Raw genomic sequence first — 21,763 nt, forward strand, 5'->3', positions numbered from 1 at the left:
CGTGTCTGAACCTCCTTGCCCCTCGCGTAGAAGAGAAGCCTACCGAGATCGCGCGCCGGCCCCGACCGCGCCACCCCTGGGAAGATCATCGACGTGGACGCGCGCGTAGGCTTACGCCCATGCGACGCGGCCCCATTCCCGGCGGAACCGGCGCCGTACACCCTCTCCGGACGTACGGCGACCCGGCCTTGCACGCGCCCAGCCGCGAGGTCACCCCCGCCGACCGGCCGCTGGCCGGCCTGGTCGAGGACCTGTTCGCGACGATGTACGCGGCGCGCGGGGTCGGCCTGGCCGCGTGCCAGATCGGCGTGCCGCTGCGGCTGTTCGTCTACGACTGCCCCGACGACGAGGACCACCGCCACCGCGGCCACGTCATCAACCCGCGCCTGGTGAGCACCGATGGCGTCACCGTCCGCGGCCCCGAGGGCTGTCTGTCCCTGCCGGGCCTGGAGGCCCCCACCCCGCGCGCGGACCTGGCCGTCATCGAGGGCGAGGACCTGCACGGTGCCCCGGTGCGGGTCGAGGGCAGCGGCTTCTTCGCCCGCTGTCTCCAGCACGAGTACGACCATCTCGACGGCGGTCTCTACACCGACAGGCTCACCGGACTGCGCCGTCGGCGCACCCTGCGGGCCGTGCGCCGCGCGGAGTGGTCGCGCCCCCTCCCGGCGGAGGCCCGGACCCGCCCGCCGGAGGGCTGAGGCGCTCAGGTCCCGTCGGAAGGCCGAGCATTCAGAATCCGGGGCCGCCCACCCGGTCGCCCGCCGCCGCCAGCCTGCCCCACAGCAGGTCGGCCAGGTGGCGCACCAACTGCTTGCGGTCACAGGGCTGTTCGCGCAGCCACCAGTCCCCGGCGGCGTGCATCATGCCGACGATGCCGTGCCCCCACACCCGGGCCAGCTCCTCGCCCTCGGGGCCCAGGTCCAGCCGCTCGGCGATCACCTTGGCCAGTTCCTCGCCCAGCCGCCGCAGCAGCGGTGCCGTGTGCTGCCCGGCGGCGAAGCCCCGCTCGCTGCCGGGGGACTCCTCGGCCGGATGCATCAGGAACCGGTAGACCTGCGGGCGGGCCTCGATCGCCGCCAGATAGGTCTCCAGCGTCGCCTCGACCCGCTCGCGCCGGTCCCTGGGCGCGTCCAGCGCGGCGCGCAGCGCGTCCAGGAGCCCGTCGGTGTGCCGTACGGCGAGCGCGCGGTAGAGCCCGCCCTTGTCGCCGAAGTGCCGGTAGAGGATGGGCTTGGTGATGCCCGCCTCGGCGGCGATCGCGTTCATCGAGGCGCCGGGCCCCTCCCGCAGGACGACCCTGTCCGCGGCCTCCAGCAGCTCCCCGCGCCGTCGTTCGGCGGCGTGCTGCCGCTCGTCCTCCCGCGTGTTCTCCATCGTGCGTCTCTCCCCGCCCTGAACGTGCCAGCTCCCCCCGAGCAACGTAACAACGTAACACTGCCACGTGCGCAGACGCGGCGGCGAAGGGGAGTTGACAGCCGCTACTCACGGGTAACAGACTGAGGATTACCGATGGTAACGAGTTACTCAGACTGGCGGAGGACCCCGACGATGGCCGACACCGAGTTCGCGCTGGACCTGAACGACGACCAGAAGGAAGTCCGGGACTGGGTACATGGATTCGCCGCCGACGTGATCCGCCCCGCCGCCGCCGAATGGGACGAGCGCGAGGAAACCCCCTGGCCGATCATCCAGGAGGCCGCCAAGATCGGCCTGTACTCCCTCGACTTCTACGCCCAGCAGTACTTCGACCCCACCGGCCTCGGCATTCCCATGACCATGGAAGAGCTGTTCTGGGGAGACGCGGGCATCGCCTTGTCCATCGTCGGCACCGGACTGGCCGCTGTGGGGGTCCTCGCCAACGGCACCGAGGAACAGATCGGCACCTGGGTCCCGCAGATGTACGGCGACGCCGCCGACGTGAAGCTCGCCGCCTTCTGCAGTTCCGAACCGGACGCCGGCTCGGACGTGTCCTCCATGCGCACCCGCGCCGTCTACGACGAGGCCAAGGACGAGTGGGTCCTCAACGGCACCAAGACCTGGGCCACCAACGGGGGCATCGCGAACGTCCATGTCGTCGTCGCCAGCGTGGACCCCGAACTGGGCTCCAAGGGCCACGCCTCCTTCATCGTCCCTCCGGGCACCCCGGGCCTCTCGCAGGGCCAGAAGTTCAAGAAGCACGGCATCCGCGCCTCCCACACCGCCGAGGTCGTCCTCGAAGACGTCCGTGTCCCCGGATCCTGCCTGCTCGGCGGAAAGGACAAGCTCGATGAGCGCCTCGCCCGCGCCAGGGAGCGCGCGAAGAAGGGCGCGGAGGTGGGGGTTCCCCCGGCCGGAGGCTGGGGGAGGGTGAAGAACGCCGCCATGGCCACCTTCGAAGCCTCCCGCCCCGCCGTCGGCGCCATGGCCGTCGGCACCGCGCGCGCCGCCTACGAGGTAGCCCTCGACTACGCCAAGACCCGCACCCAGTTCGGCCGCCCCATCATCGACAACCAGGGCATCGCCTTCCAACTGGCCGACATGCGCACCCAGATCGACGCCGCCCGCCTTCTGGTGTGGCGCGCCTCCTGGATGGGCGTCACCGGCAAGCCCTTCGAGTCGGCCGAGGGCTCCATGTCCAAGCTCTTCGCCAGCGAGACCGCCAAGACGGTCACGGCCCAGGCCATCCAGATCCTCGGCGGCAACGGTTACACCCGCGAATACCCCGTCGAGCGCATGCACCGCGACGCCGCGATTTATTCGATCTTCGAAGGGACCAGCGAGATCCAGCGCCTGGTCATCTCCCGCACCATCTCGGGCATGCCTGTCCGGTGACCCCGCGTGGGGGCCTCGGCCCAGGGCCCCACGCGCATGTGCCCAGAGCCCCACGCGCATGTGGGGCCCCGTCGGGCCGGGGCTCACCCGCCGAAGCGGGGCTCCGCCTCGCTCAGCACCGTCGACGCCGAGAGTGTGCCGGCGCCCCAGTGGGCCTCCAGCGCCCCGCCGAGTTCGGCCACCAGCCGCGCCACGTCGTCGTGCGCGGACTCGTGCAGCGCCTCCGCGACGATCAGCACCTCCGCCGTGGAGTCCCGTACGGCCGAATACCCGCTCTGCCGGTTCGTCCAGCGCCGCGCGTGTGCCCGTTGCGCGGTGTCCGAGAAGATCACCTCCCCGGGCTCGGGTGACTCCTCCGCGCCGGAGAACGTCTCGTACACCTCCTCGCCCCTCGCGTACCCCACCCGGAGGTCCCCGGTGATCCGCGACAGGTCGAACACGCCCACCGGGACGGCGAACGCCAGCGACGCCGCGTTGCACAGGTCGATCAGCGGGTGGATCCGCGGCAGCGCCCCCTCCTTGCGGAAGCGGCGCAGCAGCGACTCGGCGGCGCACCGGTACTGCGTCGGCTTGAGCCCCATCGATGTGAACGCCCGCCGCCACGCCTGGATCTGCGGCAGCCCGCTCTCCTGCCCGCCGGCCCCGGCCAGCCGCTCGTGCGCCTGCTCGCTCAGCTCGGCGACGGCACCGTCGACAGACGCCTGGGGTGTGATGCCCCGGGCGAAGAGGACTCCGGGAACCAGCCCGGGAAAGTCCTGCCACAACTGCTTGGAATGCTGAAAGTACACGGTGATTCCGATCAGAAGAACGCGAGTCGGGCGCCGAGCGCGACGAACGCGCCGGCGAAGAGGCGGCGCATCCACGTCAGCACCCGGGGGCGGGAGACGACATGGGTGCGCACGGCGGCGGCCGACGTCCCGTAGCCGACGAAGACCACGAACGTCACGAGCATGAACACGCCGCTCAACTCCGCCATCCGCCACATCGGGTGGGGATCGTCGTCCCGCACGAACTGCGGCAAGAAGGCGAGGAAGAAGAGAGTCACCTTCGGATTGAGCACGTTGACCAGCACAGCGGATACGACGACCCGCAGCGCGGTACGAGGAGCCGCCGCAGGCTGAGTACCCGTGGCGCCCGCGCCGTCGTCCTGGTCCGGCACTGTCAGCGCGCCCTTGTCCCGCAGCGTGCTGAGGGCCATCCACAGCAGATACACCACCCCCAGACACTTGAGCACCTCGAATGCCAGTGCGCTGGTGTGCAGCAGCGCGGCCAGCCCCGTGAACGCCGCCAGCGTGTGCGGAAGGATGGCCAGCGTGCAGCCCGCAGCCGCGACCACACCCGCCCGCGCGCCGCGCGAGAGTCCGGTGGCAACGGTGAAGAGCACCCCGCTGCCCGGCATCAGCGTGACGACGAGCGAGGTCAGCAGAAACTCCATGCCTTGACCCTCCCGCCACAATGGGCCCATGAACAGGTCCAATGGATCTTCTGTCGACTGGTCCATAACGCACGGCTCCACCCCGCCGCCCTCCACCCCGTCGTCGCCCGCCGCGTCCGACTTCCTCCAGCTCAACGCCGGCGAGGCCCCCAAAGGCGGCCTGTCCGACTGGCTCGTCCGCGAGATCCGCCGCGCCATCGCCGACGGCCGCCTGCCCACCGGCAGCCGGCTGCCCGCCACCCGCGTCCTCGCCGCGGACCTGCGCGTCTCGCGCGGGGTGGTCACCGAGTCCTACCGCCGGCTCGTGGAGGACGGTCACGTCATCGGCCGCGGACGCGCCGGGACCGTCGTGGCCGCCACCCCCCTCTCCGCTCCGTCCGAGCGGCGAAAGGCCGTAGGACGAAAGGAAGCTGACGAGCCGTCACACCGTGAGGCGAGCGGTGTCTTCGACAGCCCCCACCGGCTTGACACCTTCGACACCTACCGGGCCGCGCCCGCCCGCATCGACCTGTCGCCGGGCCTGCCCGACCTCGCCGCCTTCCCCCGCACCGCCTGGCTGCGCGCCGAACGCGCCGTTCTGGCCGAACTCACCCCCGGCGACTTCGGATACGGCGACCCCCGCGGCACCCCCGCACTGCGCCGCGCCGTAGCCGGCTGGCTCCGCCTCAACCGCGGCATCACCGCCGACCCCGACGACATCCTGATCGTCTCCGGCACCACCCAGGCCCTCGGCCTCCTCGCCGAAGTGCTCCACACCCACGGCATCCACCAGCTCGCCGTCGAGGACCCCTGCTCCCTCGGCGCCCGCCAGCACCTGCGCAACCGGCACCTGGAAACCCCGCCCGTGCCCGTCGACGCCGACGGCATCAGCGTCGAGGCGCTCCGCGCCTCCGGCGTCCCCGCCGTACTGCTCACCCCCGCCCACCAGTTCCCCACCGGAGTGGTCCTCGGCGGGGAGCGGCGCCGCGCCCTGATGGACTGGGCCCGCGAAGGCGGACTCATCGTCGAGGACGACTACGACGCCGAACACCGCTATGACCACACCCCCGTACCCGCCCTGCGCGCCATGGCCGCCGAGCACGTCTGCTACGTCGGCAGTATTTCCAAACTCCTCGCACCCGCCCTGCGCATCGGCTGGCTCCTCGCCCCCGCCGCCCACCGCCAGGACCTCATCGACGCCAAACGCTTCGCCGACCTCGGTAACGCCGCCCTCCCGCAGCTCGTACTGGCCCGCCTGATGGAAAGCGGCGCCCTCGAACGCCACCTGCGCTTCATCCGCAGACGCCACCGTGCCCGGCGCGACGCGATGATCGCCGCCATGCGCACCCACCTGCCGGACGCCGTCGTCCACGGCGCAGCCGCGGGCCTCCACCTCATGGTCACCTTCCCGCCCGGCACCTCCCGCCGGCTCCCGGTCGAGAGCGACACCGAACTGGCCGCCAGCGCCCTCGAACACGGCGTCAAGACCCAGCCGCTGTCGTGGCACACCCAACACCCCGGACACCCCGGCCTCGTCCTCGGCTACGCCGCGGCCCAGCCCACCGCCATCAGCCAAGGCATCGAAACCCTCGCGCGCCTCCTGCCCACCACCTCACCCCGGGCCCGCACCTGAGCATCCCGCCCACGGTGGCCACCGTGGGCACCCCTCCCCGGGTCCGCGACGGCCGGCGCGGCGACCCCGCCGCTCAGCGGTGCCGCGGAGCGGCGTGCCCCATCATCTCCGTGGCCTCGGTGAACGAAAATCCCAGGTCCTCATGGAGGATCCGCGTGTCATCCGCGTGCCCGGCCAGTGAATGCCCCGCCGCCCCCGCCTCTTCCGGTGCCTGCGCGCTGGTGCGGACATGACGGGTCAGCAGCCTCCAGGCATAGGCGTTGGTGTGCGGGCTGCGCAGCGCCTGCTCCCACTTCTGTGCCAGCTCCTCGAACGCCATCCGCACCACGACGTCCGCGGTCTCCGCGTCGGCCAGACGGCTGCGCGCGTACTGCTGGTAGCGGCTTTGGTAGAGCGCGCAGAAAGCGGCGAATTCCACGGACACGTCACCGTGCGGAGGTGCGGCGGAGGCATCCGGTTCGCCGCGCGATTCCCGGTCGTCCCGGTCGCGGGGTTCCTGGGGGTGTCCGTACGGGCGCTCGTCGTCGGGGCACTCCCGCGCCTCTTCCGGACCGCTCTCCTCGCCCTCGGGGCACTGCTGTGCCGGCTGTTCGCGCGACGAGAGCGAATGAACGTTCACCGTTCCCTTCCCCCTCCCATCCCTCCGTCACGGTCCGCTTTCGCCGGAAGCTACATGCCGTGCCGCCGCCACGCTACGGCTGCCCGCCGCATGCAAATTCATCGTCAATTGCACGAACAGCCACCGGAGTTGCGCAACTCCATCATTTCGAACTGACTGTCGACGCAGAGCCTATTTCCGTATCCTGTGTGAACGCAGAGGGCCACTCTTTGATCGAATCTGAACGAATACCTTCGTCAACTGCCCACCCATCATCTCGGCTCGAAATAGCGCACGCCCGCCCGGCGGGCGGCCTCCGCGAGGAATTTCACCGCGCCGGGGGATGCGGCGCCCGTGTGTTCGCTTCCTTCGGAGGTTTGCGATTGGCATCATAGTGATGCCATAGTGGCACCATGGATATCACGCCGTACGTCGACACCCTCCGCCGCGAACTGGCACTGGCCGCGGAGGCCGGAGGCGAGGAAACCCGAGAGGCGGGCGAACGCCTGGTCGCCTCCCTGGAGTCCGGAGTACGGCTGATGCTGCTGGAGGCCCTGTCCGCCGCGGCCGGCGAGATCACCGGCGAACTGGCCCCGGGCTCCGTGGATGTCCGTCTGCGTGGCCGGGACCCCGAGTTCGTCGTCACCCCCGCCCCCCACGACGACTGGCCGACCGGTCCCTCTTCCCCGCCCCCCGCCCCGGCCTCTCTTGCGGACCCCGCCCCGGGGGCCGAGGAAATCTCCCGGATCAACCTGCGCCTCCCCGCCCACCTGAAGGCCAGGGCAGAGGAATCAGCCGCCCGTGAGGGCCTCTCCCTGAACGCCTGGCTGGTGCGGGTCGTCGGACGAGGGGTGGAGGGAACCGGCGGCCCCGGGTCTGGGGCAGCGGGGGGAACGGGGGGTGCTGTGCGCGGCCAGGGCTATACGGGGTGGGTGCGCTAGTGCCGTGACCGGCAATGTTTGCCCGACAAGGAGCGTCGTCGTGGGGGCACCGCCCGCGCGAGCGGGGCCGAGCGTGGGGGTGCGTGCGATCGCAAGGCGGCCGGAAGTCCTTGATCGGGGTCTCCCCTGCTCTGGGGGCACCTCCCGGCCGAAGGCCGGGGGAGGAGCTGAGAGCTTGGGGAAGGAGCTACCAGGGCTTTTGGCCAACGCGGCTGGGGGCACCCCCTGCTCGGAGAGCTTGGGGGAGTGCGTGCCGGGCGGCGTGACGGGGCAAAGCTTGCCGGGAGGGGCACTAGGACCGGCCGCCCCGGCCGGGGCCGGCCTGCGTCCGCCTGGCCCTGGCCGCGAGCGCGCGGGTGCCCGGGGTGCAGGCGGTGAGCAGTGCCTCGCGCTGGCTTGGCGGGAGGACGTCGCTGGTGCCGCGCCGTCCACCGTCCAGGATGCCGCCCGCCGCGTCGAGCCACTCCGGGTCCGGCTCGACGCCGATGTGTCCGGCCAGGCGGGTCAGTTGGTGTTCCGGGGCTTCGAGCAGGTCCTCGAAGGCGAGCGGCATCACGGTGCCCGGCGGAAGGGCGTCCAGGTGGGACAGCCCCTCGGTGATCATGCGGGACCACAGGGCCCCGTACCGCGCGACCGGGACCGGGCGCTTCAGCGCGCCCGTCAGGTCGAAGCTGTCGTCGGCCAGCATCCGCTCCAGCTTCGCCGGTGCCTCCGGGCCGCTCCCGTGCGTGGCGTCGGCCAGGAACTCGATGAGCTGGAAGCCGGGGTGGCGGCTCATCGACAGCGCGCAGTCCGGCCCGGCCCGGTACAGGTGCACGAACCGTGCCTCGGGGAAGTGCTGCCGCAGCCGGGGCGCCAAGGAGAGCGAGAATCCTGAGCGCTCCACGACCGCGTGGCCGCCGCAGCGGGCGGACAGCTCGGCGAACAGGGCGCGGTAGTGCCCGGCCGCGGGTCCGGCGGGCCGGGCGGTGAGCACCGGCCGCAGGGCGTCGAACAGGACGTCCGGGTCGGACGTGAGATGCGGCAGTGTCGTCAGGCACAGCGCCGGGACGCCTCCGGCGCCGGTGAACCGGCCGGGGGAGCGCGGGTAGAGGTGTTCGGGCACGGGGGTGCCGTCGCGGATCATACGGTCGGCGAACGGCCGGGAGGAGGCGAGGATTTCCCAGAACTCCTCGCCGTCGAGGTCCTGTTCGGGCAGTGCGCCCGGCTCCAGCGTGGTGAACAGCTCACTCAGGCTCAGGACCGACGGGTGCAGCCGCAGCACCCGGGACACGGCGGTGGAGCCGCAGCGGCCGGTGCCGACGACGAAGGTCAGCGGGGGGCGGGACACGGCGCGCTCTCAGTAGCCGAAGCGGGCGTTGACCCGGCGCGGGTAGTACCGCTCGTCGCCGTCCCGCTCGTAGTCGGGCCGCCGCGGGGTGTCGGCTGCGGGCCGGTCGCCGACGACGGTGACGCGCCGGCCCAGCCGGTAGTCCTGGTAGTCGTTGACGGCGACGTGCTGGGTGGCCCGGTTGTCCCACAGCGCGACGGTGTAGGGGTCCCAGCGGTGGCGGCAGGTGAAACGCGGCTGCTCGGAGTGCTCGAACAGGTGCTGGAGGACGGCGTCGCTCTCGTGCCGGCTCAGCTGCGGGATGTGTGAGGTCCACATCCGGGTGACGTACAGCGAGCGGCGCCCGGTGACCGGGTGGACCCGCACCACGGGGTGCTCGGCGGACAGTTCACCGACCTGCGGGGCCTTGAGCACGTGCACGGCGGTGAGGCCGTCGAGCATCTCCCGGAAGGGTGCGGACAGCGTCTCGTGGGCGAGGTACTGGTTGCTCCACATCGTGTCGCCGCCCGCGGGCGGACAGGTGACCAGGTGCAGTATCGAGGCGATGGGCGGATTGGGGCTGAAGGTGACGTCGATGTGCCACTCATCGGCCTTGCCTCCCTTGTCGGACTCGATCAGCGTCACCTCGGGGTGTTCCTCCAGCTTGGGCAGGAACGGGTGGACCTCGACATCGCCGAAGCGGCGGCCGAACGCCACGTGCGCCTTCGGGGTCAGGCTCTCCTGGCCGGGAAAGAACAGCACGAGGTGCTCCAGCATCAGCGCGTGGATCCGTTCGAACTGCGCGTCCGTGATCTCGTTCAGGTCGACTCCCCGCACCTCGGCGCCCAGGGCACCGGACACGGGCCGGATGTCGAACTCCTCCTCGGGAGCGGGGGACTGCGACACGGGGGAGTGGGACATGGCGGACTGTGACACGGCGGACTGTGACACGGCGGTATCTCCTTCGTGGGGGTACGGCGTTCGGGGTTCGACGTTCAGGGGGCTGGCCGGGGCCCGGTGGCCGGCGCGGTCGGCCCGGGTGGCTGCGGACCGGTGCCTCAGCTGTTCACCGGCACCCGGTGGGCGCGGGGATCGGGCAGCAATCCGATCTGCTGGAGCCGGTCCAGGGGGGTCAGCGGCAGAGGCCCGAGTCCGGCCATGTTGTGGGTGACGGTGTGCAGCAGGCGCGGGTTGGCGCCGGTACAGCGCACCGCACGGCGCCCGATCACGCGCCCGGGCCAGGCCAGATCGGTGACCATCCGGGCCGCGTTGGCGCTCGTCCTGGCCGCCGAGGCGAGGAACGGGCGGCGCTCGGCCTGGTAGGCGGCCAAGGCGGCGTCGACGGTGGCCGCCTCCAGCCGGGGCCGGGCGGCGGCGTCCACGGTGGCCGTCGCCGGAAGCAGCCGGGCCAGCTGCTCCGCCAGCGCGGCGGCGCTGGTGATGGCGGTGTTCATGCCCTGCGCGGCCATCGGGTGCACGGCGTAGCCCGCTTCCCCGACGAGCGCCAGACCGGGCACGGTGAAGCGGCCGGCGAGGTAGCGGCTGACGGAGAAGAGCTGCCGGGTGGCCGCCGCGTCCGCCAGGCACGGGGCGAGCCCGGCGAGCCCCGGCACCTGGCCGACGGCCCGGGCGAGCCACTCGGTGAACGCGTCGCCGCCGAGCCCGCGCAGCTCGTCCGGCTCGGTCTGGAGATAGAGGCGGATCCTTCCGCCCGGCAGCGGGTAGACCAGGCGCAGCCCCCGGCCGGTGAGGTAGGCGGAGAAGTCGGCGGGAGCCGGGCCGGCCGCCGTCAGCTCGACGGAGACCAGCCGGTGCGGGTAGTCGGTCCGGCGGCCCTCGATCCCGGCGGCGCGGCGCAGCCGCGAGGAGATGCCGTCGGCGGCCACGACCAGCGGCGCGCGCACCACACGGTCGTCTCCGCCTTCACCGCCGGCCAGAACGAGCCCGCTCACCCGCCCGTCCGCCGCGCGCAGCGCCTCGCGGACGAGCGTGCCGCGGCGGATCTCCACGCAGGGCCCCAGCCCTTCGGTGAGGGCGGTGAGGATCTCCCGGTGGTCGTGGGCCAGCAGCCCGCGGTCGCCTTCGGGAAGCCGTCCGTAGTCCAGCGCCATGAGGGCCTCGCCCTCGCGGCTGCGGACGACGAGCCGGTCCAGGCCGACACCTCCGCGCTGCCGCAGCAGCTGCTCGGTGCCCCAGCGTCGCAGCACACGAAGGGCGCCTGGCTGGAGCACCTCGCCCTTGGCGACCGCGCGGGGCGCGCGCTGTTTGTCCAGGAGCAGGACGCGCAGCCCGAGATCGCCGAGCCCGCGCGCCGCGGCCAGCCCCGCGACCCCCGCCCCGCAGACCAGGACGTCGTAGTCGGCGGAAGCTTCCGTCATGCCGCCCCCGCTTCCTGGCGCGTCTGCCGGCCGTCCGCCGTACGCAGCCGGGCCAGCGCCTTGACCGCCAGCGCGGTGGCCAGGACACGGTCGGTGTAGCGGTAGCAGTGGCGCACGTACTCGTTGACGGCCGCTCCGGGCCAGGTGCCGTCGCGCTCCTGCCGGTCCAGCAGCCACCCGGCGGCCGAGGTGACGGACGCGGAGTCCGGTGCCTCGCCCGCGACGAGCAGGGCGTGCAGCGCCCAGGCGGTCTCCTCGACCGTGCCGCAGGACCCGGCCTCATCCCCGTCCGCCGCCGCGCCGGGGTCGTGCCCGCCGGTGCCCCAGGAGCCGTCCGGCAGCAGGCTGCGCAGCAGGAAGGCGCGGGCGCGCAGGGCGGGTTCGCTGCCGCCCTGCCCGGCCCGGGTGAACGCGACCAGCGCGGCCGAGGTCCCCGGCGTGAGTCCCCTGTACCACATCGCCTCCAGCGCCCCGTCCGGCCGCTGCTCCTCCGCGAGGCTGCGCAGCCCCTTCAGCACCCGGGCGTCGGAACGCTCCGCGCCGCAGTCCAGCAGGGCGACGACGGCCTTGGCCGTCATCTGCGGGCAGGGTCCGAACCCGCCGGGGCGGCTGTCGCGCACGGCCAGACTCCAAGAGCCGGAACGGTCCTGCATGGCCGTCAGCCAGCCGATGCCACGCCGCACATGGGGGTCGTCGGTGCCACCGGGCAACCTGTGCAGCAGCGAGCTGATCTCGGCGGTCTCCAGCGCCATCGGCCAACTGCGGTCGGTGGAGAAGCCCCAGTGACCCTCCGGGCAGGCCAGCGCGGTGAACGGAACGCTCTGCTGGCGGCGCCGGAACATCTCCCGCACCGGAACCAGCCTGGGGTCCTCGGCGTACCCGGCCTCCAGCAGGGCGGCGCCGGCGAAGCTGGACCAGGTGATGTCGAGCGGCATCAGGTCCCAGCCGCCGTCCGGCAGCGCGGTGCGGGACAGCCAGCCGGTCGCGGCCCGGACGATGTCGGGCGCCAGCCCGGAGCGGCCGACACCGAGGGTGATGAGGCTGGTGAGCCAGGGGTCACCGCTGAACGACCCGGCGTGGCGCTCGCGTTCGAAGGCCTGCCGGACGATCCCCGTGGCGCGCGGACGGAGGGCGGCGTCGAGCCGGCCGCCCAGTCCGGATCGCCCGCGCTGGACGGACTGGCCCAGCGCGAGTGCCGAGAAGATCGGCAGCCGCAGGCTCAGCGTCCGGCGGGCCAGGCCGGGCAACAGCAGCAGCTCCAGCGGCAACCGGGGCAGCGTCGCGGGGTCGCGCTCCCCGGCCAGGCTGTCGAACTGCCGCACCAGGCCTGCCATGGCGGGTTCCGGCAGGCCCTCCTCCCCGCCGCGGCTGCGGACCAGGGCCCGCGCCGCGGCGACCTCCTGCCGCGTGGTCTCCGGCGCCGTCAAGGTGAGCGCGGCAGCGGTGACGGCGGTGGTGAGTGTCTCGGTCGGGACACCGTCCATCGCCCAGCCGCCGTCCGGCCGCTGGGCGGAACACAGCCGCTCGACGGCCTGTTGGCACAAGGCCGCCTCCTCACCGGCGGGTCCGGCCCCCACGCCGTGCGCGCGGGCCGTGCGGAGAGCGACGAGCACGGCGGCCGTGTTGGCGGGCGAGAACCGGTCACCTCCGGGATCGACCACCCCATCCGCGCGGCGCACCGCGAACAGCGCCTCGGCGCCGTCGCGGACAGCACGCTCCAGCCGGGTGGCCACTGGCGAATCGGACATCGCTGACGTCAGCCCTTCGGTTGGGGGAAGCGGGACACGGACGGCGGGCCGGAGCGGCCGGGTCGCGGGGGAGGCCCGGGGGCGTACGTGCCGGACGGGAATTCATGGCGGGCCCGCATACGCCGCTGCGACAGCAGGCTCACGGCCAGCACGGGCAGCAGCACCACCAGCGCGGGGAGCGCCCCCCAGCCACCGGCGATCACAGCGGCGGCCAGCACCAGCCGCTCGCCCACCAGCACCTCGTGGGACCGCAGCGCCAGCCGCGCCCCCGGAGAGGCGGTACGCAGCAGCGGAAGGAACGCCCACGCTCCGGCCACCGCCGCCACCGCCACCAAGGCTCCGCAGGCGGCGGCCTCACCGGCCCCGGACACGTGGACGACGGCGGCTGCGAGCGCGGCGGCGTACAGCAGCGCGGAGATGCGGACGGCGGCGTCGAGACCCCGGACCACGGGCACGGTCCGGTAGCCGCCCGCACGGTCGCCCTCCACGTCGCGCAGTGTGCCGACCAGGTTGGAGGCGGTGTCGTGCGGGAGGAAGACCAGGGCCACGGGCAGCACCTGCCACGACGGGGTCTGGCCGGGCGGCGCCGCCACCCAGGCGCCGAACAGGACGGCCAGCGCGGTCAGCAGACCGCGCACCCCGTTGCCGAGGATGCCTCGCCCCTTCAGCAGCCGGCTGTAGGCCACCACCCCGGCCAGCGCGAGGGCGACACCCACCACGACCGGCCAGTTGACGGCGAGCGTGACCAACGCGGCGGCCAGCACCGCGCCCAGTCCGCAGGCCCGCGCCGTGCCCGCGCCCAGCCGCCCGGAGGGGATGGGGCGCTGCGGCTTGCCGATGGCGTCCAGGTCCCGGTCGAAGTAGTCCCCGAGGTAGTGGCCGCCCAGCCAGCCCAGAGTGGGGCACAGCCACGCGGCGACAACACCCTCCCGGGTGGGGCCGCTCGCCCCGGCCGCCGCCCCGGCCAGGCCCACGAGACCGGGGTAGGCCAGGGTGTAGGGGCGCCAGGTCTCCAGATGGGCGCGGAGCGCGGCGCTCGCCGGTGCGCTCATCGGTCTCGGTTGACGGACAGGTCGGCCACGGTGGACAGCGCGTCCCGGGCCGCCGTGCCGGGCAGGTCCAGCAGGGCCGCCTTGGCGCACGACGCCTCCGCGAGGGCCTCGGCGCGGGCCGCTTCCAGAGCGCCGGTGCTCGCCAGCAGTCCGCGTACGGTCTCCAGCGCCGCCTCGGCGGGGAGGCTGCCCCCGAGCGCGGCGGACAGCTGTCCGCGTTCGTGCTCGTCGGCCTCCCGCCAGCACAGCAGCACCGGGAACGTCGGACGGCGGTTGGCGATGTCGCTGAGCACCGACTTGCCGCTGGTCTCGGCGTCGCTGATGTGCGGAAGCAGATCGTCCGTCATCTGGAAGGCACGGCCGAGGTGTTCGGCGAACCGCGTGAACGCCTCCTGCGCGGCCGGCGGGGCACCCGCCAACTGAGCGCCGCCCAGGCAGGCCGCGCGGAACAGCGCCCCGGTCTTCAACGAGACCATCGTCAAGTAGCGCTCCAGGCCGGAGCCCGGCTCGCCCCGCAGCTCGTCCTCCATGACCTGACCTCGGCACAGGTCCACCCCGGCGTCCGCGAGGGTGCGCACCACGGCCAGGTGCCGCTCGCCGGCCGGCATCCCGTCCGCGCACTCGGCCACCGCCCGGAACGCCCCGATGATCAGGGCGTCGCCGGTGACGATCGCGTTCGGCGTGCCGTGCCGGGCCACCACCGTGGGCCGCCCCCGCCGCAGGGTGTCACCGTCGATGACGTCGTCGTGAACGAGGGAGCCCACGTGCAGGCTTTCGATGCCGAGCGCGGCGGTCAGCGTGTCCTCGCGCCGCATCCCGGCAGCGGCGGCGGACTCGGTGAACAGCAGCGGGCGCAGCAGCTTGCCCGGCGGCAGCATGGCCGAGCGTTCCAAGGCGTCCAGCCCGACGGCGTCCTCGGGACATCGGCGCTCCAACTCCGCGCGCAGCAGCCGAAGCGTCGGCTCCAGCGGGCTCACCTCGACACGGGGCGGCAACATGGCGGGGGCGGCCCCGCGGCCGGCGCTCACGCCCAGCCCTCCGCACCGGTGCGGAACTCGGCGGCCAGGGCCGCGAACGCGTCGTTGGCCTCCCGTTCGGCGATCGTGACGCGGATGCCCTCGCCGGGTTTGCCGCAGATCATGACGCCGTGGTCCGCGCAGTGCTGCGTCAGCTCCTCCACGCCCTTCTCCAGCGGCAGCCAGACGAAGTTGGCCTGGCTCTCGGCGGACGCCCAGCCCTGTGCGGTCAAGGCGCGGTGCAGCCGGTCCCGCTCCCGGGCGGTCTCCCGGCACCGCTCGCGGATCTCCCCGGCCTGGCCGAGCGCGGCGACGGCAGCCGCCTGCGCGACGGCGCTGACGCGCAGGAAGAGCTGGTGCCCGCGCAGCGGACCGAGCATCGGGGGGTGTCCGACGAGGTAGCCCACGCGCAGGCTCAGCAGGCCGTAGGACTTGGAGAAGGTGCGGACGACACAGACCCGTTCGTCGGAGCGGTACAGCTCGATGCCGTCGTCGGTACGGTCCGGATCGGCGAAGTCCAGATATGCCTCGTCGATGACGACCGTCACGTGGGCGGGCAGCCGCTCCAGGAAGGAGCCGAGCGCGCCCGGCCCGACGACCGTGCCGGTGGGGTTGTTGGGGTTGCAGACCACGACCATGCGGGTCCGGTCGGTGACGGCGGCGGCCATGGCGTCCAGATCGTGCCGCTCACCGGTCAGCGGGACGCGCACCACCGAGGAACCGGCGTTCTCCGCCATCATCGGGTACGCCTCCCACGAGGGCCAGGCGTGCACGGTGTGCGTGCCGGGGCCGGTGAAGGAGCTGAAGAGCAGTTGGAGCAGCGCCCCGGAACCCGGCCCGACCAGCACGTCCCCGGGAGGCACGCCCAGATGTTCACCGATCGCCGCGGACAGCCCGAAGCCCAGGGCGTCCAGCGTCCGGTGGGCCTGCGCGGCGGTCTCCTGGACGGCGTCCACAACGGCGGGGAGGGGCGGGTGGCAGGTCTCGTTGAGCGCCATCTGGTGGACGATCGAGCCCGGTTCGGTGACCGGCTGTATTCGATTCCATCCGCTCTTTTCTGACATCGAGCCTCCAGGACGGAGAGGTGCGGGCCGGCCGGCAGCCGGTTCGAAGCATTACGGAAACCCAGCAGGCCGTCTGGATGCGCAGCCCGAACGCGCATTCAGCAACGCCTTTCAGCGCCAGACCCTAACCTCTCCGTCTTCGGGAAAACCAGGCCTCGTCCGCGAATCCATAAAACCAGGAGTAACGCGAAGAGTTCCCGAGCGGAACAAAAAGATATGGCTTCCCACTGATCTGCGGAATATTCCTGAATCTTCCCCAGGAATCCAGCGGGAGGAATGCGGCATCCTCCGGCGGAGGTCCGCGGAGAACGGCGTGCGGGGGACCGCCATGCGGTCGTACCAGCTCAGATGCCCGGAACCTGGCCCCCGGCGCTACCCAGGACGAGCCGGCCGCAGGCCGTATTTCCCGGCGTGCCCGGCCCCCGCCCCGAACCGTGCGCGGTCTGACGGTGCCCGCAAATGCCCGTTCCGGCGGGCGTCGTCCGGCTGGAAATCCCACGACATGGGGGATGGCGGAAACAAACGGCATCTTTCAGTCGCCCGCTCTGCGCGGTGGATGCCCGGACGGATTGGCACCGATATTTCTTGCACGGAAATGCGCATTAAGCGCTCGGTGTACGTCACGGGGAATTGCCGCCGCCCGGACGGTATCCGGGGTCCGCCGCCGTGGTGGCGCGGATGTCCTTTTCCACGCCGCTGGTGACATATCCCCCGCTACGCGCGGCCCGCCGCTTTCGAGGCGGGCCGCGCGTGCCTGAGAGGGAGTCAGCAGGTGACGACCTTGCCGTAGGAGCCCATGCCCCAGTGCCACGTCCAGGCCTGGCCGTGCTGGTAGGTCAGGCACTTCGAGTCGGGGCCGTGGTCGATGACCACCTTCAAGTGCATGGCCTTGCCGCAGTCGTTGCCGACGGTCACCGTCTTCTTGTGCTTGATGACGTCCCGGCGGACACAGGACGGCGCCGTTCCCTGGATGGCCGCCTTGTCCACCGCGGCATCAACGGGAGCCGACGGGGCCGTGGCGGCGGGCGCGGCCATGGCGGGGGCCGTTGACAGGGCGGGCGCGCCGCCGAGGGCCACCACGGCGGCGGCAAGGGCGAAACTCTTGCGGATGGGATTGAGCATGGGCCGGAGTCCTCTCCGAGTGCGGTACAGGTGAGTGGGAAACCGCCCGGCGCGCGGGATCAGGAGTGCACGCCGGGCGCCACGGCCATACCCTCGGCCCGATTGCCGTATTCCGGGGATCACCCACCGCTGACCAGTGCGAATACACCGGTCCATGACGGGCTCAGGACCTCCCGCGGGTGGTCAGTCGCTGCTCGCGCGGCCCCGGTCCCGGCGCTCGACGTACAGACGGTTGCCCCTGGGGCCGGTCCATTCCAGCCGCACCACACCGGCCACGGCGGCGTCGGCGAGGCGCGAGGGGTCGGACCAGTGGCCGAAGTTCGGATTGCGGAAGAACGTCGCCCACAGGTGGCCGTCGTGGTCCACGAAGAAGTTGTTGTGGCCGGCGCCGACCCCCGCGGTCCACCGCTTGGAGTACGGGCCCTCGAAGCGGTCCGAAACGGCGACGACCGCGTCGTACTGGTACTGCACGCGGCCGGAGCCGGGCGGGTCGTAGGCATGCCGTGTGCTGCCGTCGGGATTGATGGACGCACGGTTCCACGCGGCGTGGAGGAGGTAGTACTTGCCCCCGTGCTTGAACACGTACGCGCCTTCGAGATACGGCTCGGGGGAGTAGGGCTGCTGCTGGAACTTCGGGAGGTTCGTCGTCGGGACGATGTCTTCCATGTCGTCCCGGAACTTCGCGTACAGGTCGTTGTGCAGCACGAGCCACGCGTCGTCACCCTCGCTGTAGAGGCTGCCGTCGATGTGGTGGTAGGCGCCGGGCTCGATGAAGTCCGGCCCCCCGCTGACCGGGTCACCGAAGGGCTTTTCGCGATTGCCCTCGGCGAGCCGGTACGGGCCCTCGACCCCGCCCTCGCTCACCAGGAGGAACGAGCCGACCTTCCGGGAGTGGTCGCCCATGCACGCGACGATGTACCAGGTGCCGCGGAAATGGTGCAGCTCCGGAGCCCAGGCCTGGCCGCGCTTGCCGAACCTGTCGTCGTGCCAGTACTTCTGCCAGGGCGCGACGACCGTGCGTCCGGGCCGGTTCTCGCCGGCGAACTCGGGCGACCACACCTTGCCCTTCTCGGCGCCGGGCCGGATACCGGTCGTGTCGGCCAGCTTCCACGGCCCCCGCAGGGACCGGGACACCCACACGAAGATGCCGTCGTTCCACGGGGCGGCGGCTTCGAGTCCGGGCACCCGGGTGGTGCCGGTGGCGACGTAGAGGGGACGGCCGTCGACGACGAAGCAGTTGACGTAGGTGTCCCGCATCCAGACCTGGCCGCGCTCCTTGTCACGGGGGCGCAGCTCCAGCGGGAGGACGAAGGAGTTGTCCTTGCGCGGCCACAGGTCCAGCCGGGTGTCCGCGAGGCCGTAGGGCGTGAGGCCGGGCCGGTTCGACGGGTAACGCCCCCGCGACGGCACGGCCTTCGACGGCGCCGCCTGCGCGGCGGGAGCGGGGAGCGCCGCGGCCACTCCCAAGGAACCGGCACCGGCCAACAAGGACCGTCGGGCGAGGTGTGACCCGTTCTCGGAGCTGGTCATCAGTCACGTCCTTCTTCGTCGTCCAGGGCGCCGGTGCCCTGTCTGGGAGGACCGGCGGGGGAAGTTGGTGCCCAGGGGGTGTCGTCCGGATACCCCTGGTGCTGCTCGCGCGCCGTGCGGACGGGAGGCGACGACGGCACGACGACGCCGCTGGTGAGGAGCTTCGTGGGGATGTCGTACAGGGCCGCCCAGGGTTGGCATGCCGCACAGCATGCGAACGCCCGCTGATTTTCGTCAACACTACGGAAAAATAATCCGGAGCTTCCGGCGCTCCGAAGGATCTGCGTATCGCGGCAACTCCGCAGGTCGCAGCGGGTGTTGAGGGGGAGGGTCAGGAATCACGATTGCGTAACGGGCCTTCCGTGCCGGAGTGCCGACCGGCCCGGACGCAGTTCCAGTTGGGCGGAAAATTAGGTGAGGCTAAGCTAACTTTCGTGAAGGTTGGTGATCAGACAGCCGCTGCCGCACGTCCGTTGCGTGGACGCGCGCTCGCAGCCGAAGGTGTGACCGTGGCGTACGACGACGTCGACGTCGTGCACGATGCCGCCCTCGCGCTCAGGCCGGGGGAGATCACCGCGCTGGTGGGCCCGAACGGCAGCGGAAAGTCGACACTCCTGCGCACCCTGGCACGTCTCCAGCGCGCCCGGAGAGGCACACTCACGATCGACGCCGCGACCGACGGTCTCGCCCTCACCTCCCGTGAGTTCGCCCGTCACGTCGCGCTGCTCACCCAGGGGCGACCCACCCGGAGCGGCCTCACCGTCCGCGACCTCGTCGACTTCGGCCGCTACCCCTACCGGGGCCGCTGGGGCAGGCAGGATCCCGACGGCAGCGCCGCGGTGGGCCGGGCCCTGGGCATGACCGGCGCCAAGGACCTGGCCAAGAACGCGACCTGGAAGTCCCTGCCGTTCGTGAAGGCCGGCGACGTGCACCGACTGTCCGAGGGCATCTGGATGTTCGGCGGACCCGGGTCGATGGGGGCCTACGCCGACGCCCTCGTCGACTCCCTGAAGAAGTAGCGCCGTGACCGTCACCGCGACGACCTCAGCCTCCCGCCCCGCGACGGCCAGGTCCACGACGGGCGCCGTCGCGGTGACGTCCGCGCTCGTGCTCCTGGTCGCGGTCCTCGCCGTCGTCGACCTCACACAGGGCACGGCCGCCGTCGGCACGGCCGAGGTGTGGAAGGCGCTCACCGGCCACGCCGGCCCGGGTGACGCGTCCGTCGTCCTCGCCTCGTGCCTGCCGAGGGCGGGCGCGGGAATCCTGGTCGGCGTCTGTCTCGGCACGGCGGGCGCGGCCTTGCAGGCCGTCAGCCGCAATGTGCTCGCCGCGCCGGACACCCTCGCGGTGAACGCCGGCTCCTACCTGGCCCTCGGACTGCTCGCCGCCACCGGAGCGTCGGTCCCCTTCTTCGCCTCCTCCGGTATCGCGTTCACCGGAGGGCTCCTGGCGGCAGCCGTCGTGCTCGGGCTGTCCGGTCCCGGTGCGGGGAGTGTCCGGCTCGTCCTCGCCGGAAGCGCCCTCGCGCTGGGCATCGGCTCCGTCACCGATGCACTGCTCCTGCTCTTCCCCGAGCGCACAGAGGGCCTCTACCAGTGGAACCACGGCAGCATCGGCCAGAACGGGCCCGACGGAGTCGCGCAGCTGGCGCCCCTCGCCCTGCTCGGCCTCATCGGGCTCCTGCTCCTGGCCCGCCGTCTCGATGCCCTCGCGCTGGGGGACGACGCCGCGCGCGGGCTCGGTGTCCCGGTCAGGGGAACCCGCGTCACCGTCGTCGTGCTCGCCGCGCTGCTCTCCGCTGCGGCGGTGTCGCTCGCCGGGCCGATCGGGTTCGTCGGGCTGTGCGCGCCCGCCCTCGTGCGTCCGCTCGCGCGCCGGCACCGGGCGTTCGTCCGGTCGCGGACGAACATACCCCTCGCCGGCCTGGTCGGCGCCGCGCTGGTGCTCGGGTCGGACGTGCTCCTGCGGGGCGGCCGTCATCGCCGAGTCCGCGGTCGCGGTGCCCACCGGGGCCGTCACCAGCGTGGTCGGCGCCGGGTTCCTCGTCGTGATGGCCCTGCGCGTCCGGGACGCCGGCGGCGCGGTCGCGCCGGACCGGCTTCGGATCCCGAGCAGGGCCGCGTTCCTGGCCACCCTTGTCGTCCTCGTGACCGCGCTCGTCGGTGTGACGATCGCCGCCGTGCTTCTGGGCGATGCCAAGCTCCTGCTCGGCGACGTCGTGAACCGGGCACAGGGACGGGCAGGCCAGACCGTCACCTTCGTCCTCGACACCCGGGTGCCGAGGGTCCTCGCCGCCCTCTTCGCGGGCGCGGCGCTCGCCCTGGCCGGCACGCTGGTGCAGGCCGTGACGCGCAACCCCCTCGCGGAACCCGGCGTCCTCGGTGTCTCCGGCGGGGCGGCCCTCGGCGCCGTCCTGGTCGTCACCACGGTGCCGGCCGCCGGCTCGTGGGGTGTCGCCGGTGCGGCGTTCGCCGGCGCCTCGGCCACCGCGCTCCTCGTCTTCGGGCTCGCCGCCCGGGGCGGGTTCCAGCACACCCGCCTCGTCCTCGTCGGCGTCGGGGTGTCGGCCGGAACGAGCGCGTTCACCAGCTTGTTCATCGTCCTCACCGACCCGTTCAACGCCACGAAGGCGCTCACCTGGCTGTCGGGATCGACGTACGGGCGGACCCTGCCCGACGTGCTGCCCCTCGCGGTCGTCCTCGTCGCCGGCACCGCCGTGGCGACCGCACGCCGGAAAGAGCTCGACCTCGTGTCGCTCGACGAGGACACCCCCAGGCTCCTGGGCCTGCGGCTGGCACGCGGACGCCTGGGGTTCCTCGTGGTGAGCGTGCTCCTCAGCGCCACCGCCGTCGCGGCGGCGGGCGCGATCGGCTTCGTGGGACTCGTGGCACCGCACGCGGCACGCGCCCTCGTGGGGCGGCGGCACGTGCGGGTCCTGCCGGTGGCGATGCTCCTCGGAGCGGCCCTCGTCGGCGTCGCCGACCTGCTCGGCCGCGCGGTCATCGCCCCGGCCCAGCTCGGCGCGGGCCTTATGACTGCTGTCGTCGGAACGCCCTACTTCCTCCATCTCCTCATCCGGAGCCGACGGCAGGGCCCGGAACCGGACGGCAGTGGCCCCGGAGCCGGCTCAAGACGTGAACGGTAAAG

Annotated in this window: 17 protein-coding genes and 2 pseudogenes; 6 read left to right on the forward strand and 13 right to left on the reverse strand. The window is 72.5% G+C overall.

Going from position 1 to position 21,763, the window contains the following annotated elements; all coding sequences use genetic code 11:
• Positions 1-119 precede the first annotated feature (119 nt).
• Positions 120-698 (forward strand): peptide deformylase, encoded by a 579-nt coding sequence (gene def, locus OHB04_RS39680; protein ID WP_326692461.1) that lies wholly within the window; start codon positions 120-122, stop codon positions 696-698.
• A gap of 31 nt (positions 699-729) precedes the next feature.
• Here def and OHB04_RS39685 read toward each other — a convergent pair whose 3' ends face one another.
• Positions 730-1,374, reverse strand: a complete 645-nt coding sequence (locus tag OHB04_RS39685; RefSeq protein WP_326692462.1) for a TetR family transcriptional regulator — start codon at positions 1,372-1,374, stop codon at positions 730-732.
• Between the two features lie 174 nt (positions 1,375-1,548).
• Between OHB04_RS39685 and OHB04_RS39690 the strand changes: the two genes are divergently transcribed.
• Entirely contained in the window at positions 1,549-2,811 is a 1,263-nt protein-coding gene (locus OHB04_RS39690) for an acyl-CoA dehydrogenase family protein (RefSeq protein WP_326692463.1), read from the forward strand.
• Positions 2,812-2,894: 83 nt separating this feature from the next.
• On the opposite strand, the gene OHB04_RS39695 is transcribed toward OHB04_RS39690, so the two are convergent.
• Together OHB04_RS39695 and OHB04_RS39700 are read right to left on the reverse strand one after the other, a co-directional pair.
• Positions 2,895-3,599, reverse strand: a complete 705-nt coding sequence (locus OHB04_RS39695) for a B3/B4 domain-containing protein (protein WP_326692464.1) — start codon at positions 3,597-3,599, stop codon at positions 2,895-2,897.
• 11 nt (positions 3,600-3,610) lie between these two features.
• Positions 3,611-4,246, reverse strand: coding sequence for a LysE family translocator (locus tag OHB04_RS39700; protein WP_326692465.1), 636 nt, complete (start codon positions 4,244-4,246; stop codon positions 3,611-3,613).
• Between the two features lie 28 nt (positions 4,247-4,274).
• On the opposite strand from OHB04_RS39700, the gene pdxR reads away from it, so the two are divergent.
• Positions 4,275-5,858, forward strand: a complete 1,584-nt coding sequence (gene pdxR / locus OHB04_RS39705; RefSeq protein WP_326809335.1) for a MocR-like pyridoxine biosynthesis transcription factor PdxR — start codon at positions 4,275-4,277, stop codon at positions 5,856-5,858.
• Positions 5,859-5,931: 73 nt separating this feature from the next.
• Here the strand turns inward: pdxR and OHB04_RS39710 are convergent, their stop codons facing one another.
• A complete protein-coding gene (locus OHB04_RS39710) occupies positions 5,932-6,477 on the reverse strand; it encodes a hypothetical protein (protein ID WP_326692467.1) in 546 nt (181 codons plus the stop codon).
• Positions 6,478-6,869: 392 nt separating this feature from the next.
• On the opposite strand from OHB04_RS39710, the gene OHB04_RS39715 reads away from it, so the two are divergent.
• Positions 6,870-7,397, forward strand: a complete 528-nt coding sequence (locus tag OHB04_RS39715) for a toxin-antitoxin system HicB family antitoxin (protein ID WP_326809336.1) — start codon at positions 6,870-6,872, stop codon at positions 7,395-7,397.
• Positions 7,398-7,689: 292 nt separating this feature from the next.
• Here OHB04_RS39715 and OHB04_RS39720 read toward each other — a convergent pair whose 3' ends face one another.
• From OHB04_RS39720 to OHB04_RS39760, 9 genes are all read right to left on the reverse strand, one after another.
• Complete coding sequence (locus tag OHB04_RS39720) at positions 7,690-8,727, reverse strand: sulfotransferase family protein (RefSeq protein ID WP_326809337.1); 1,038 nt, start codon at positions 8,725-8,727, stop codon at positions 7,690-7,692.
• A gap of 9 nt (positions 8,728-8,736) precedes the next feature.
• Positions 8,737-9,657: a TauD/TfdA dioxygenase family protein gene (locus OHB04_RS39725; protein WP_326692470.1), complete on the reverse strand. Its 921-nt coding sequence runs from the start codon at positions 9,655-9,657 to the stop codon at positions 8,737-8,739.
• A 107-nt stretch (positions 9,658-9,764) separates the two neighbouring features.
• On the reverse strand, positions 9,765-11,084 hold the full coding sequence (locus OHB04_RS39730) for an FAD-dependent oxidoreductase (RefSeq protein ID WP_326692471.1): 1,320 nt from the start codon (positions 11,082-11,084) through the stop codon (positions 9,765-9,767).
• Entirely contained in the window at positions 11,081-12,832 is a 1,752-nt protein-coding gene (locus OHB04_RS39735; protein ID WP_326809338.1) for a prenyltransferase/squalene oxidase repeat-containing protein, read from the reverse strand. Before OHB04_RS39735 ends, OHB04_RS39730 begins: the two co-directional genes overlap by 4 nt.
• 8 nt (positions 12,833-12,840) lie before the next feature.
• The gene (locus OHB04_RS39740) at positions 12,841-13,884 is read right to left on the reverse strand and encodes a UbiA family prenyltransferase (protein WP_326692473.1); all 1,044 of its coding nucleotides are present in this window, start codon (positions 13,882-13,884) and stop codon (positions 12,841-12,843) included.
• Positions 13,881-14,912 (reverse strand): polyprenyl synthetase family protein, encoded by a 1,032-nt coding sequence (locus OHB04_RS39745; RefSeq protein WP_326809339.1) that lies wholly within the window; start codon positions 14,910-14,912, stop codon positions 13,881-13,883. The genes OHB04_RS39740 and OHB04_RS39745 overlap by 4 nt, the downstream gene beginning before the upstream one ends.
• Positions 14,909-15,964, reverse strand: coding sequence for an aminotransferase class I/II-fold pyridoxal phosphate-dependent enzyme (locus OHB04_RS39750; RefSeq protein WP_326809340.1), 1,056 nt, complete (start codon positions 15,962-15,964; stop codon positions 14,909-14,911). Before OHB04_RS39750 ends, OHB04_RS39745 begins: the two co-directional genes overlap by 4 nt.
• A gap of 765 nt (positions 15,965-16,729) precedes the next feature.
• On the reverse strand, positions 16,730-17,086 hold the full coding sequence (locus OHB04_RS39755; RefSeq protein WP_326692476.1) for a hypothetical protein: 357 nt from the start codon (positions 17,084-17,086) through the stop codon (positions 16,730-16,732).
• A gap of 183 nt (positions 17,087-17,269) precedes the next feature.
• On the reverse strand, positions 17,270-18,616 hold the full coding sequence (locus tag OHB04_RS39760; RefSeq protein WP_326809341.1) for a family 43 glycosylhydrolase: 1,347 nt from the start codon (positions 18,614-18,616) through the stop codon (positions 17,270-17,272).
• A 434-nt stretch (positions 18,617-19,050) separates the two neighbouring features.
• Here OHB04_RS39760 and OHB04_RS39765 point away from each other — a divergent pair.
• Both OHB04_RS39765 and OHB04_RS39770 read left to right on the forward strand, forming a co-directional pair.
• A pseudogene (locus OHB04_RS39765) lies at positions 19,051-19,497 on the forward strand (ATP-binding cassette domain-containing protein); the annotation flags it as partial.
• A gap of 142 nt (positions 19,498-19,639) precedes the next feature.
• A pseudogene (locus OHB04_RS39770) lies at positions 19,640-21,761 on the forward strand (iron ABC transporter permease).
• The last annotated feature ends 2 nt before the right edge of the window (positions 21,762-21,763 follow it).

It is taken from the genome of Streptomyces sp. NBC_01775 (genome assembly GCF_035917675.1).
Taxonomy (GTDB): domain Bacteria; phylum Actinomycetota; class Actinomycetes; order Streptomycetales; family Streptomycetaceae; genus Streptomyces.

Coding starts and splice junctions, on each gene's coding strand:
- def (WP_326692461.1), top strand. CDS start 120: ATGCGACGCGGCCCCATTCCCGGCGGAACCGGCGCCGTACACCCTCTC.
- OHB04_RS39685 (WP_326692462.1), bottom strand. CDS start 1,374: ATGGAGAACACGCGGGAGGACGAGCGGCAGCACGCCGCCGAACGACGG.
- OHB04_RS39690 (WP_326692463.1), top strand. CDS start 1,549: ATGGCCGACACCGAGTTCGCGCTGGACCTGAACGACGACCAGAAGGAA.
- OHB04_RS39700 (WP_326692465.1), bottom strand. CDS start 4,246: ATGGAGTTTCTGCTGACCTCGCTCGTCGTCACGCTGATGCCGGGCAGC.
- pdxR (WP_326809335.1), top strand. CDS start 4,275: ATGAACAGGTCCAATGGATCTTCTGTCGACTGGTCCATAACGCACGGC.
- OHB04_RS39715 (WP_326809336.1), top strand. CDS start 6,870: ATGGATATCACGCCGTACGTCGACACCCTCCGCCGCGAACTGGCACTG.
- OHB04_RS39730 (WP_326692471.1), bottom strand. CDS start 11,084: ATGACGGAAGCTTCCGCCGACTACGACGTCCTGGTCTGCGGGGCGGGG.
- OHB04_RS39735 (WP_326809338.1), bottom strand. CDS start 12,832: ATGTCCGATTCGCCAGTGGCCACCCGGCTGGAGCGTGCTGTCCGCGAC.
- OHB04_RS39740 (WP_326692473.1), bottom strand. CDS start 13,884: ATGAGCGCACCGGCGAGCGCCGCGCTCCGCGCCCATCTGGAGACCTGG.
- OHB04_RS39750 (WP_326809340.1), bottom strand. CDS start 15,964: ATGTCAGAAAAGAGCGGATGGAATCGAATACAGCCGGTCACCGAACCG.
- OHB04_RS39755 (WP_326692476.1), bottom strand. CDS start 17,086: ATGCTCAATCCCATCCGCAAGAGTTTCGCCCTTGCCGCCGCCGTGGTG.
- OHB04_RS39760 (WP_326809341.1), bottom strand. CDS start 18,616: ATGACCAGCTCCGAGAACGGGTCACACCTCGCCCGACGGTCCTTGTTG.